Source organism: Phenylobacterium sp., assembly GCF_031425575.1.
Lineage (GTDB): Bacteria > Pseudomonadota > Alphaproteobacteria > Caulobacterales > Caulobacteraceae > Phenylobacterium.
The window spans coordinates 1-11,860 of the sequence record NZ_JANPJP010000189.1 but is presented as its reverse complement, the minus strand read 5'-3'; the positions used below and the strand labels follow the sequence as shown (position 1 = coordinate 11,860).

15 protein-coding genes and 1 tRNA gene are annotated in these 11,860 nt (G+C 63.2%); 4 read left to right on the top strand and 12 right to left on the bottom strand.

Annotation, left to right across the window (positions count from 1 at the left end):
* The first annotated feature begins 2 nt into the window (after positions 1 to 2).
* A complete protein-coding gene (locus RMO97_RS10710; RefSeq protein ID WP_310540950.1) occupies positions 3 to 398 on the top strand; it encodes a PAS domain-containing protein in 396 nt (131 codons plus the stop codon).
* Positions 399 to 418: 20 nt separating this feature from the next.
* On the opposite strand, the gene RMO97_RS10705 is transcribed toward RMO97_RS10710, so the two are convergent.
* Positions 419 to 1,720 carry a dicarboxylate/amino acid:cation symporter gene (locus tag RMO97_RS10705; protein ID WP_310540949.1) on the bottom strand — a complete coding sequence of 434 codons (1,302 nt, stop codon included), beginning with the start codon at positions 1,718 to 1,720 and terminating at the stop codon, positions 419 to 421.
* A 53-nt stretch (positions 1,721 to 1,773) separates the two neighbouring features.
* On the opposite strand from RMO97_RS10705, the gene RMO97_RS10700 reads away from it, so the two are divergent.
* Positions 1,774 to 1,850 (top strand) — tRNA-Arg (locus tag RMO97_RS10700).
* A gap of 360 nt (positions 1,851 to 2,210) precedes the next feature.
* Here RMO97_RS10700 and RMO97_RS10695 read toward each other — a convergent pair.
* The 6 genes from RMO97_RS10695 to RMO97_RS10670 all read right to left on the bottom strand — a co-directional run bounded on the left by RMO97_RS10695 (position 2,211) and on the right by RMO97_RS10670 (position 7,653).
* Positions 2,211 to 3,866: a recombinase family protein gene (locus RMO97_RS10695; protein ID WP_310540948.1), complete on the bottom strand. Its 1,656-nt coding sequence runs from the start codon at positions 3,864 to 3,866 to the stop codon at positions 2,211 to 2,213.
* Positions 3,866 to 4,279 carry a DUF2924 domain-containing protein gene (locus RMO97_RS10690; protein WP_310540947.1) on the bottom strand — a complete coding sequence of 138 codons (414 nt, stop codon included), beginning with the start codon at positions 4,277 to 4,279 and terminating at the stop codon, positions 3,866 to 3,868. The genes RMO97_RS10695 and RMO97_RS10690 overlap by 1 nt, the downstream gene beginning before the upstream one ends.
* A complete protein-coding gene (locus tag RMO97_RS10685; protein WP_310540946.1) occupies positions 4,279 to 4,560 on the bottom strand; it encodes a DUF3489 domain-containing protein in 282 nt (93 codons plus the stop codon). The genes RMO97_RS10690 and RMO97_RS10685 overlap by 1 nt, the downstream gene beginning before the upstream one ends.
* 187 nt (positions 4,561 to 4,747) lie before the next feature.
* The gene (locus RMO97_RS10680) at positions 4,748 to 5,212 is read right to left on the bottom strand and encodes a DUF5681 domain-containing protein (protein ID WP_310540945.1); all 465 of its coding nucleotides are present in this window, start codon (positions 5,210 to 5,212) and stop codon (positions 4,748 to 4,750) included.
* A gap of 10 nt (positions 5,213 to 5,222) precedes the next feature.
* On the bottom strand, positions 5,223 to 6,617 hold the full coding sequence (locus tag RMO97_RS10675) for a DNA methyltransferase (protein WP_310540944.1): 1,395 nt from the start codon (positions 6,615 to 6,617) through the stop codon (positions 5,223 to 5,225).
* A gap of 103 nt (positions 6,618 to 6,720) precedes the next feature.
* Positions 6,721 to 7,653 carry a restriction endonuclease gene (locus RMO97_RS10670; RefSeq protein ID WP_310540943.1) on the bottom strand — a complete coding sequence of 311 codons (933 nt, stop codon included), beginning with the start codon at positions 7,651 to 7,653 and terminating at the stop codon, positions 6,721 to 6,723.
* A 116-nt stretch (positions 7,654 to 7,769) separates the two neighbouring features.
* Between RMO97_RS10670 and RMO97_RS10665 the strand changes: the two genes are divergently transcribed.
* Positions 7,770 to 7,976, top strand: coding sequence for a helix-turn-helix transcriptional regulator (locus RMO97_RS10665; RefSeq protein WP_310540942.1), 207 nt, complete (start codon positions 7,770 to 7,772; stop codon positions 7,974 to 7,976).
* Positions 7,977 to 8,380: 404 nt separating this feature from the next.
* Here RMO97_RS10665 and arsC read toward each other — a convergent pair whose 3' ends face one another.
* From arsC to RMO97_RS10640, 5 genes are read right to left on the bottom strand one after another with little or no spacing between them, the layout of a single operon-like run.
* A complete protein-coding gene (arsC, locus tag RMO97_RS10660; RefSeq protein ID WP_310540941.1) occupies positions 8,381 to 8,797 on the bottom strand; it encodes an arsenate reductase (glutaredoxin) in 417 nt (138 codons plus the stop codon).
* Entirely contained in the window at positions 8,794 to 9,495 is a 702-nt protein-coding gene (locus tag RMO97_RS10655; RefSeq protein WP_310540940.1) for an MIP/aquaporin family protein, read from the bottom strand. Before RMO97_RS10655 ends, arsC begins: the two co-directional genes overlap by 4 nt.
* The gene (locus tag RMO97_RS10650; RefSeq protein ID WP_310540939.1) at positions 9,477 to 9,914 is read right to left on the bottom strand and encodes a GNAT family N-acetyltransferase; all 438 of its coding nucleotides are present in this window, start codon (positions 9,912 to 9,914) and stop codon (positions 9,477 to 9,479) included. Before RMO97_RS10650 ends, RMO97_RS10655 begins: the two co-directional genes overlap by 19 nt.
* 2 nt (positions 9,915 to 9,916) lie before the next feature.
* Positions 9,917 to 10,453, bottom strand: a complete 537-nt coding sequence (locus tag RMO97_RS10645; RefSeq protein ID WP_310540938.1) for an arsenate reductase ArsC — start codon at positions 10,451 to 10,453, stop codon at positions 9,917 to 9,919.
* Between the two features lie 19 nt (positions 10,454 to 10,472).
* On the bottom strand, positions 10,473 to 10,826 hold the full coding sequence (locus RMO97_RS10640; protein ID WP_310540937.1) for a helix-turn-helix transcriptional regulator: 354 nt from the start codon (positions 10,824 to 10,826) through the stop codon (positions 10,473 to 10,475).
* A 79-nt stretch (positions 10,827 to 10,905) separates the two neighbouring features.
* Here RMO97_RS10640 and arsH point away from each other — a divergent pair, with 79 nt between their 5' ends.
* Complete coding sequence (gene arsH / locus RMO97_RS10635) at positions 10,906 to 11,640, top strand: arsenical resistance protein ArsH (protein WP_310540936.1); 735 nt, start codon at positions 10,906 to 10,908, stop codon at positions 11,638 to 11,640.
* Positions 11,641 to 11,860 lie beyond the last annotated feature (220 nt).

Genomic DNA, 11,860 nt, shown 5'->3' with positions numbered 1-11,860 from the left:
TGATGTCACTGATACAACTGGTTTCCACCCTGGTCGGAGACACAGGGCTGGCGGTCGTGGTGACCGACGGCGAGCTGGCGGCGCCGGGTCCGAACATCCTCTATGTGAACGCGGCGTTCGAACGCATGACCGGCTACGCCAGTCACGAGGTGGTCGGAAAGAGCCCCCGCATGCTGCAGGGATCGCTCACCAGCGTCGCGGCCAAGAAGCGATTGGCCCGGGCGTTGCGCCTCGGGGTCACGCACCGGACGACCCTGATGAACTATCGCAAGTCCGGGGAGGCCTATCGATGCGAGATCGAGGTCTTTCCGCTGTTCACGCCCTCCGGAGAACCCTTCGCCGCCATCGCCTTGGAGCGCGAGGTTCCTCGCCGTCCCGGCCGACGCTCCGCCGCCTAGCCGGCCGGGCGGCCTGAGGCTCAGTCGGCCGGCGCCTTTACAGGCTCAGCGACCATGGCGCGCGGACCCTGTTCCAGCTCCCGCGCCAGGACCTCACGGTCAAGGTCCCCATCCCAGCGGGCCACGACGAGGGTGGCCACGCCGTTGCCAACCAGGTTTGTGAGCGCGCGGCACTCGCTCATGAACCGGTCGACGCCCACCAGCAGGGCCAGCGCCGCGATGGGGATTTCCGGGATGACCGCCAGGGTGGCGGCCAGCGTGATGAAGCCCGCTCCGGTCACGCCGCTGGCCCCCTTGGAGGTCAGCATGGCCACCCCCAGCAGGGTCAGCTCCTGGGTCAGGGTGATGGGGGTGTTGGTGGCCTGGGCGAGGAACAGGGTGGCCAGGGTCATGTAGATATTGGTGCCGTCGAGATTGAAGCTGTAGCCCGCCGGGATCACCAGGCCCGCCGTGGTCTTGCCGGCGCCCAGGCGCTGCATCTTGTCGATCATCTGCGGCAGCACCGACTCCGAGGACGAGGTCCCCAGGACGATCAGCAGCTCCTCGCGGATATAGGCCAGGAACTTGAGGATCGAGAAGCCAGACATCCAGGCGATCAGGCCCAGCACCACCAGCACGAAGAGCAGGCTGGTGAGGTAGAAGGTCCCCACCAGGGCGGCCAGCTTGACCAGGGCGGCGATGCCGTACTTGCCGATGGTGAACCCCATGGCCCCGAAGGCCCCGATGGGGGCCAGCTTCACCACCACCTGGATGATGGAGAAGAAGACCTTGGAGATGTCCTCCAGGGCGCCGGCCACCTTGTCGCCGAAGGGGCCGAGCCGGGTGCAGGCCAGGCCGGTGATCACTGCGATCACGAGCACCTGCAGCAGCTGGCCGTCGGCGAAGGCGCCGAAGAAGGTGTCCGGGATCAGGTTCAGCAGGTACTGGACGAGGTCAGGACTGTGGTGAGCCTTCTCCACGTATTCTTCCGCCACGCTCGGATCGAGGCTGGCGGGATCGACATTGAATCCAACGCCGGGCTGGACCCACTTTCCCACCACCAGGCCGATGATCAGGGCGATGGTCGACACCACCTCGAAATAGATCAGGGTCTTGGCGCCCAGGCGGCCGAAGGCCTTGATGTCGCTCATCCGGGCCATGCCGGCGGCGATGGTGCAGAAGATGACCGGGGCGATGGCCATCTTGATCAGCTTGATGAAGGCGTCGCCCAGCGGCTTGAGTTGAACGCCGATCTCGGGCCACAGCCAGCCTACCAGCACGCCAAGGGCGATGCCGATCAGCACCTGGACATAGAGCAGCCGGAAATGGCGCAGAGCCCTCATTCGCATCTTCCCTTTCGCCGCCATGCGCCCTTGCGCTATCACCCCACCGGTCTGGCCCGGTAGCTCAGCAGGATAGAGCAGCGCTTTCCTAAAGCGAAGGTCGGGGGTTCGAGTCCCTCCCGGGCCGCCAGACAGTCAGGGCAACTTGGCTCCCAGCGCGATCCCCATTCCCAACCCGCGGGAATGTCCCAGCTATTCCCGACGATTCCGGAGGTCCGCGCGCCTTAACTGGCGCGTGGTGGCACCTGATATCGGCCTTTTGGCGGGCCAGTCTCCGCGCGTATTTGATGCCCTCCGGTTTCCCGTAGAACAGGGAAAAAACAGGGAAAAATTTGCAAAAAGAAGCCTGTACGACGCGTCAACCTGCTGAGACTCAAGCGAAGTCATATGCTTGACGAAGCGAATGGCCCCCAATGCAGCAAAATTAACAGGGAAAATATTCGTATTTGCCGGGATTTATTGCGGGCGAACCGCGAAGCGCGAGAACCTTCTAAAGTGCGCGCTGGTCGGCCCAAGCCAGAGGGGCCGCCCGCTCGATGAGCTCGGCGATGTTCAGGTCTTTTTTCCCGCGCCCCTCAAGCAGCGCCCGCTGAAGATCGGGGGCGAGGAAAGCCAGCGGGGCAAGCTTGCGGATGTCGGAATCGGCGATCGCACTGGCGCTGGCGAAGGCGTCGCAACCGAGAAGCGGTGAAGCACTCGCCCGCTCTAGGACCCGGTGCACTGTTCGAAGGGTCCTGGCGAGTGAAGGGTCAGAACGCGCCGGCGACAAAGCTGAGGCGCCCTCCGGCAGGACAATGACCTGCCGTCCACCGCGGAACACAGCTCGGACCGGCACGACCAGCACCAGCCGGCCGTCCTCATCCAGCAGCAACTTGGAGCCTGGCTCGATGCGCTTGGACAGGCGAAATCGGGTGGCCTCAGGCGCCTCGTGAGGGTCGCCAGCCAGGCTCTGGTCGATGACGACGTGGATCTGCCGCGGATAGACCTCCACCCGAACCAAGAGCGACTTCGCCCGCTCCCAATCGAGCGATCCGCCTGGCGCTGCGAGTCCAGCAAGTCGATCCAAGACCAACTGTTCCATCGCCGGCGCGGGAACCCTACGGATCGCGTCAGAGGCATTGTCCGCCGCGCGGCGACCGGCCTGAACGCTGGTCGAAATGTAGTAGCGGTAGAGGCCCCCTCGTCGGCCATAGCCGAAGCTTGGCCCCATCGCCGCGCCGTCGGCGTCGAAGATTAAGCCGGTGAGCGGCGACGCCGCAGCCCGGAGCGGCCTATCTCGATGGTCCTTGCGGTGCGCGGCAAGCTGCACCTGTACAGCGTCAAAGAGATCCTGATCGATGATCGGCGGGTGAAGGCCCGGATAGACCTGATCCTTGTGGACGATCTGGCCGATGTAGAGCCGGCTCTGCAGGAGGTGGAAGAGCGTTCCGCGGGTGAAGGCGCAGCCACCAAGAGTTCGCCCCCCTCGCGTCAGCCAGGCCTTGGTGAGCACGCCCTCGGCGCGAAGCTCATCGCATAGCCGATGGACAGACTTCAGCTCCAAGTACTTCTGGAAGAGGCGGCGAACGGTTTCAGCCTCCGCCGGATTGATGATGAGAGCGCGGTCCTGGGCGTCGTAGCCCAGGGGCACCATGCCGCCCATCCACATGCCCTTGGCCTTTGAGGCCGCGATCTTGTCGCGAATTCGCTCGCCTGTGACCTCCCTCTCAAATTGGGCGAAGGACAGCAGCACGTTAAGGGTCAGGCGACCCATCGAGGTGGTGGTGTTGAAGGCCTGGGTGACGGAGACAAAACTCACGCCATGGGCGTCGAACGCATCGACGATCTTGGCGAAGTCGGTCAAAGACCGGGTCAGACGATCGACCTTGTAGACTACGACGACGTCCACTAGCCCGCGGCGGATGTCGACCAGCAGTCGGTTCATGGCAGGGCGCTCGAGGTTTCCTCCGGAAAATCCGCCATCGTCATAGACCTCTGCGAGGGCGCTCCAGCCCTCGCCTGCCTGAGACGCCACATAGGCTTCGCAGGCCTCACGCTGGGCATGGAGACTATTGAAGGCCTGATCCAGCCCCTCCTCCGAACTCTTCCGGGTGTAGATCGCGCAGCGAACCCGGCCGGGCGCCACAACGCTGCGGGGTTTGGCCATCAGGGTTGCTCGACTTGGCGCAGACCAAAGAACCTGGGGCCATTCCATCGGGTCCCGGTAATCGCGCGCGCCACTTCAGAGAGGCTACGATAGGTCTGCCCAGACCACTCGAATCCCCCCTCGCCCACGACCACCTCGTGATTGCGGCCCTGCCATTCGCGGTGAAGCCGGGCGCCGGCCTGAAGGGTCGCACGCGGCCGTGCTCCGGCATGGCGCAGGAGGCGGCGGGTCTCAGCATCAAGGCCTCCAAAAGCTTCGGCCTGGATCCGCCAAGCCATCAGCCGTCTGAGGAGCTCCACCGCCCGCAGGGTCGGCGGCGGCCCCCATCGCCGCCGCCACTCAGCCCGAAGGTCCGCCAAGTTCAGGGCTTCGAGCGCGCGGACCTCGTCGGTGATTTGGATGGCGGAGTTCATCACCGCGCCTCCCCGACCACGAAGTAGGTTCGGATGCCGTCGCGCTTCTGAGACTCCACCAGCAGGCCAAGGTTCTTTTTCACTGCCCCTGAAATTGCCCCGCGCACGGAATGTGCCTGCCAGCCCGTAGCGGCGGTCAACTCGTCGATGCCGACCCCTTCAGGGCGGCGCAGAAGCCCCACCAGCAGGCCGAGCTTACCTTTTGGGGTGACGGGTGGCGCGGGAGCCGGAATGGGCTCCCTCGGCGCCTTACCAGCAGTCTTCGATATATTGCGAGCCATCTTGTCCTCATCGCGTTTTGGCGGCGCCAAATGCCGCCGCTACCGCGGCGAGCCCGGAGTGGCCGGGGGACAAGGTGACTGACGCTCTGTTGCGACGAACAGTCCAGCGCGCGGGCCAAAAAAAGGGGCGGCCACAACTGCGGCCACCCCTGCCTCGTGTTTCCACGAGGTTCTTATGGTGGTGAAACTAGGTGGATGGCTTTGCACTGCGTTCCGGCTTGTTGGCTGCAGCCATGTGTTCCAGGCCGCATATTAGAACGCCGCGAAGCTTCTCCTGGCTCTCGGCTCTAAACTTCTCGTCGGCCATCTCCTGCAGTATTTCGGCGCGCGTCGGCGCCCGGGTGGCATATGCCTTCTCCAGCAAAATTGTTGCCTGCAGTATAGCCTTGTAGACCTGGGGGTTGCCCGACTGAGCGGTGTGAATGAACTTTCTGCTCAAGGCTTCTTCGAAGGTCATGCGCTTGCGCTTGCCTTCAACCGAGATGGTCACCTTCTCCTGCATTAGTCTCAAAAGCGCGTGCTCGCGTACCCTCCCCCGTGGGCGACCACGAGGATTTCGTGATGGCTGTCCAGGCTTGAACTGGTGCTCGAGGGGCGGCCTTCCATAGCCAACCTTGTAGGTCTTGCCCGGTGTATTTTGTGGTTCGTTCATGTTCGCCCTCTTAGGCCTTATCGCCGAGCACAATGCTCGGGATCGGATTTGAGGCCTGGCAGGGAGCCTCAGGGGGCGTGGCAGGAGCGCTCCCGTTTGCAATTGTGGTGAGTGGTGACTTTGTCGCCGCTCGGCGCGCGCGGACAGCCGTAATGGTTTCTCCAGAACCTTCGAGAACAGGCTCCAGCCCGGTGATCGCCGACCAGCGCGCAAGAGCGACGTCGACATAGACGGGGTCAATTTCGACGCCCCGACACACTCGGGCTGACCTCTCCGCGGCGATCAGGGTCGTCCCCGATCCGAGGAACGCGTCCAGCACGGTCTCACCGGGCTTGGTCACGTCCTTGATGGCGTCGGCCACCATGGCTACCGGCTTGACCGTGGGATGCATCGCGAGGTCATGGCGGCGACTTCCCCCGAAGGTGTTGACCGAGGGGTATTCCCAGACATTGGTGCGGTTGCGCCCGTGCTTTCCAAGCTCAACATTGTTGCGGTGGGGCGCATCGCCAACCCGGTAGACGAACACCAGTTCGTGCTGGGAGCGGTAGAGGCTGCCCATGCCCGCGTTAGACTTCACCCAAACACACATATTGAGATACTGGCCGTAGACCGCGTCGATGGCGGCACGCAGTTCCCCAACATGGTGGTGGTCCATGCAGATGTAGTGGATCGCGCCATTACGTGAGGCCTCAGCGCAGGCGCCGTGGGTCTCCTTCAAGAAATCGATGAACTCCGCAGGGGACATCTCGCCAGATGCGAACGCGAACTCGCGGTGCTTAACCTTGCCCTTGCCGCCAGCGTGGCCATCGATCTTCACGTTATATGGCGGGTCGAGAAAAGCGGCGTCGGCGCACCCGCCAGCCATGAGCCGGGCCATCAACGATTTGTCGCGAACATCGCCGCAGGCGACCCGGTGCGGTCCGAGCGTCCAGATATCGCCCGTCTGACTAACCGGCTCGGCCGGGGCCGCGGGGACGACTTCGTCCTCGGGGTCTGCTTGACCCTCAAACAGCACATCCAGTTCACCGACTGAAAACCCGGTAAGCTCAAGGTCGACGTCGAGGAGCCTCAATTCCTCCAGCTCGATTTTCAGCAGCTCCAGGTCAAAGCCGGAATTCAGCGCGATCTTGTTGTCCGCCAGCCGCAGGGCTCGCTTCTGGCCTTCGGACAATCCTCGCAGCTGGATGGTCGGGACCTCGTCAAGGCGGAGCTTCTTAGCCGCGAGCAACCGGCCGTGGCCGGCAATGATGACGTCATTTTCGTCGATCAGGATCGGATTGGCGAACATCGTCGCCACGATGCTCGCGGCGATCTGATCGATCTGTTTGGCGCTATGGATCCGCGCATTTGTCGGGTGGGGTTTTAGCTCCGCAGGCTTGCGGTACTGGATCTCGAGACTCGTCATCGTCACCTGCCAAGATTTGGGGCGACGGATCGCCCCGTTAAAATTTTCTTGGCAGGTTGTTCTTCTACCTACGCAGATTGAGGGTCGAAACTCAAGCTTCGTCCTAGCGTACCTTCTCGATTAGCCACTCAAGCAGCCCGGCCTTGACCGCCTGCTCGGCAATCTGCGGGCCCAGCCAAACCTGAATGCGCGGGTCCTCTGGCGCAGCCAGGGCGCCGCCTGGGCTATGGCAAAGGAAGAACAGTCGATCGAAAGACGGGTCGTCGGCAAAGCGCTGCACATAGTCGCGCAAGGTGGCGGCGGAGGCGCTGGACTTGACCTGAACGAAGGCTCGCTCCCCAGTCACGGCTTGCTCGAGGATCAGGTCAGTGTCGGCCTGGCTGCTACCGCCAACGGCGGAGGACCGGCGCCATCCGCTGCCCGCGAAGATCAAGTCCACCAGGAGCTCGAAGTCTCGCCAGTCGAGCCGTCGGATCATGTCCAGGGCCGAGGTCACCATCTCAGCCTGGGCGGCCCTCGCTCGTTGGACCACCGGCTCCACCACGCCGTTCAACCGACGCAGGAGATAGTCCTCATCTCCTACCCGACAGATGGTCTGCTGGTAGGCGGCGACCTTGGTCAGGCGGGTGGATAGCCGGGAGAGTTCGAGACGTTCCCCTGACAGGCTCTGGTCACTCCACCCCCCAAGCGTCTTGCGCGCCCTTGCGCCACGGCCGTCCTCATCCACGGCGATGACCTCCGGGTCGGCGAAGGCCCACCACAGGCGACCCTGGCCTATCGTCACCCACAAGGCGTCCGAGCCCAGGGTGTAGAAGTCGCGTACCTCGCGCGTGAAGCTGGTCGCCTTCCCGGCGCTTCGACCGTCCGCCTCGATCATCTGCTTGGTGATTGTCGCCCAATCACCTGCCGCGGCCAGTTCGTGCGGCACACTGTCGTAGCCGAGCTCGATGACGCCCTCTGCAATGCAGCGGGAAAGCCAGGCCCCGTTTTGGCCAAGCTTAACGTAGCGAATCTGAGTTGGTTCGAGCTGCTGCATGAGTTGCATCCTATGAGTCTCACGATCCATGCGAGCCATGCGCAAGGCGATGCAGTCAACTCAATTGAGACTCATAGGCTGTAGATCATCCGTCTACACGGCCGCCCCTTCGGGGCATGGATATCCGGAGGCGTGTAGGTCTCAACATCAAGCGACTCCGCGAGCTGCAAGGCATCTCTCAGGAGGAACTCGCCGACCGAGCGGGCGTCCATCGCACCTACGTGTCAGGAGTGGAGCGGGCGGTGCGCAATCCCACCATCACAGTGCTGGCGAAGATTGCGGCAGGCCTCGGCGTTCAGCTCGTTGAACTCGTCGCTGGCTGATTACGGATCGCCGCACAGGAGTAGGCTTCCAGATCGAGCGACGGCGGCAGCGTCAGTGCATAGGCTCGAGATCTCGTCCAGATCGTCAACCGCGGTCACGCTTGAGACAAGGTCGAGGGCGCGCTCTAACCGATCGGCCAAGGCGTCAAGGATCGAGGCGGCCAACTCGGATGAGGCGACGGGACTTGGCATGGCGTGAATGCCGCTCTGTTCGCCAGGGATGTCCAGGTGAAGGAAGAGGCGCGCCCGTAAGGATCCGAGTCTGCATCGCGCCAGAAGCGGAAGTTAGGACGCCGCCGGAAACTCGCCGTTCAAACCTGGCGGTCCGCGGCGCCTCGACCGGAAAGTTTCGGCCCGGACCCCAACGGGGAGAAGCGACCCTCAGCAGACGTTGGCCGGTCTGGTTAAGCGCGCGGTACAACGAACTCGCCATCTTCCTTTACAAAGGTGGCGGGCTTTCGGTCCAGAAGATCGAGCACGGCTTCCGAGGGCCGACAGAGCTTCACCCCCTTGGGCGTCACGACGATGGGGCGGTTCACCAGGATGGGGTGGACGACCATCGCCTCAAGCAGATTGTCGTCGCTAACATCGTCCGCGAGCAAGCCAAGCTCTGCGGCTGGCGTGCCCTTCTCGCGCAGGATATGGCGCGGCTTAGCGTTCATGGCGGTTAGCAGGTGTCTCAGCTTTTCGAGGGTCCAGCCCTCTTTCACGTATTCGATCACCGACGGCTCGTACCCAGCGGACTGGATCATCGCCAAAGTGTTGCGCGAGGTGCCGCAGTCGGGGTTGTGGAAGATGGCGATGGGGAAATCTTCGCTCATGGTGTGGTCTTCTCTTTGAGCAGCCATCCGAACAGGACGGCGGACACAGCCGCTCCAGCCAACTGAGCGGCGATGAAGGCGGGGACGGAACTCGGCGCGATGCCGGCGAAGGTGTCGGACAAGCTGCGAGCGATGGTGACGGCCGGATTGGCAAACGAGGTCGAGGCCGTGAACCAGTAGGCCGAGGTGATGTAGAGGCCCACCATCAGAGGCGTGGCCTCCGGACGGAAGCGGATCGATCCCAGGATCGTGGCGACCAGACCAAACGTGGCCACGGCCTCAGAGAAGGCTTGGGCCGGACCCTCGCGCAGCTTCTGCGATGCCTGGAGAACGGCGTCACCGAACATTAGGTGGGCGGCCCAGACGCCTAGGACCGCCCCCATGATTTGCACCAAGATATAGGCCACCGCCATGGGCCAAGTCATTTCTCGGCGGGCCGCGAACACCAAGGTTACGGCAGGGTTGAAGTGCGCGCCGGAGAGGGGGCCAAAGATAGTGATCAGCACCACCAGGGCCGCGCCGGTGGATAGGGTATTGCCCAGGAGCGCGATGGCGTCGTTCCCGCCGGACAGCCGCTCGCCCATGATCCCCGAGCCGACCACGACGGCGAGCAGCAGGGCCGTCCCAAGTGCCTCGGCGACGAGACGATGGGCGACGCCGTAAGGCTGGAGCGGCGGTTCTAAACTAGCGTCCGACACATCAAGACCGCTGAACTAGGGCAAAGTTCGGTGAATTGCCGGGTGGAAGCGATGAACGGTGGAGCGCCAGAGCGATCCACTGAAGCGAAGCCATGGCGGCCGAAGAAGCCTTCGCCGCCCGTGGTGAGAAGCCATAGGCGCTGTACGCCATAGGTGGAGGCCAGCGTGGCCAGGTGGTCGATGACAGCTCCGCCGTGGCCCGCCCCCCGCCCGCTCTGCGGTACGACCACAGAGCGCACAAGGGCGTCGTCTCCACCGGCCGCGAGCCCAGCGAACGCCATCACCTCCGGCCCATCACCGAGCGCGTAGTACCGTGCGCCCTCGTCATGCAGATCTCGGGTCGGCAGGCCGGCCTCTTCGAGCAAGCCGATGAAGGCGGCGTATGCCGTCGAGCCGGGCTCTATCGGCCGCAACCTCATGCCTAGGTCCGAGCCGGCGCGTCGCGTGTCTGACCGATGTCATTCAGACGCTGCTGCAGCGCAATGGTGTCGAGCGACGTGATCGGCAGATTGACGAAGATGCTGATGCGGTTGTTGAGCTGCCGATAGGCTTCCGCAAAGGCCAAGCTGATTTCCGCCTGATTGCCCTGTACCGCGTCGGGGTCGGGAATACCCCAGTGGGCGCTCATCGGCTGCCCGGGCCAGTAAGGGCAGACCTCTCCCGCCGCATTGTCGCAGACGGTGAAGACGAAATGCAGTTCCGGCGCATCGGGATTGCCGTCGCGGGAAAACTCTTCCCAGGGCTTCGAGCGGAAACCGTCGGTCTTGTAGTTCAGCTTTTCCAGCAGCGAGATGGCATTCGGATTGACCACACCCTTCGGCATGGACCCTGCGGAGTAGGCCTTGAACTTTCCGGCCCCTACGCGGTTCATGATCGCCTCGGCGAAGATGGAGCGGCACGAGTTGCCGGTGCAGAGAAAGAGGACGTTGAAGGGCTCGTTGTTTTCCGGATGGATCATGGCGGTTCTCCCTGGGGTTTTAGCAGGCGCGTCCTTCTGCCTCGCAGGATCGGCTAACGATGCTGACGAGCGGGGCGCAGATTTCCGGCGAGCCGCCACAGCAGTCTTCCATTAGGAAGGCCAGCAGCTCGCGCATCGTGTCGTAGTTGGCGGTATAGATGATCGAACGGCCATCGCGTCGCGACTGGACCATGCCGGCGTTGCTCAGCACGTTCAGGCTGGACGAGAGTGTGTTCGGCAAGACCTCTAGGCGACGCGCAAGTTCGCCAGCCGCCAGACCATCAGGCCCGGCCTGTACAAGAATGCGAAACGCCGCCAGGCGCACTTCGTAGGCGAGCGCAGATAGGGAAGCTACAGCGGGCTTGGTTTCCATATTTCGACATTATAAGAACTATACGATAATTCCAAGACCCGTCAGCGCCGCTGGCAACATTTGCGTTAGGCTTGCTTGTATGACCGACTTTCCCGCCCTTGAGCCGCAGTTCCTCGATATCCCCACGGCGGATCAGTTGGAGCCGCCCAAGGTGTCAATGCATCCGCCGCGCATCCTCCTGCTCTACGGCTCGCTACGGGAACGGTCTTACAGCCGGCTTCTGACTGAGGAGGCTGCGCGCATTCTCCAGAGGTTTGGGGCGGAGACGAGAATCTTTGATCCTACCGACCTGCCCTTGCCGGATGCGGTGTCACCGGACCATCCGAAAGTGCAGGAACTTCGCGCGCTGTCGCTCTGGTCCGAGGGACAAGTGTGGTGCAGCCCCGAGCGGCACGGTGCGATCTCCGGCATCATGAAGGCGCAGATTGATTGGATACCGCTGGAGATCGGAAGCGTCCGCCCGACGCAGGGCCGAACCCTCGCCGTGATGCAGGTCAGCGGCGGCTCTCAGTCATTCAACGCCGTGAACACGTTGCGTCTGCTAGGCCGCTGGATGCGGATGATCACCGTCCCCAACCAGTCGTCAGTCGCCAAGGCCTATCAAGAGTTTGATGAGGCCGGCCGGATGCTGCCGTCTGCCTACTACGACCGCGTGGTGGACGTGATGGAAGAGCTGTTCAAGTTCACGCTGCTGACCCGTGACCGCGCCGACTATCTTGTTGATCGATACAGCGAGCGTAAGGCTGCTGGTCGTACCACAGCGGCAGAAGAATTAGCGGGAGCAGCCATGCTTCACGAGCTCAAGGCTCGCTAAGACATTCTCGGTCATCGAGGTCGAAGTGGGCCAAGGCCGCCGACGCGATGCAGCGCAAAGTGACCGGGTGGGGCGAGCTTGGCCGATGTCCCCTAAAGGTCCGCTTCCCACCGAGGCTGTGTGTAAACGCGCTGACGCACCCATGGGGGAGTTTGGTCGATGGCCGTTCAGTGAGGCCGGGCGATGGAGGCGGCGTTTCGGCGCGAGGCCAGAGACGGCC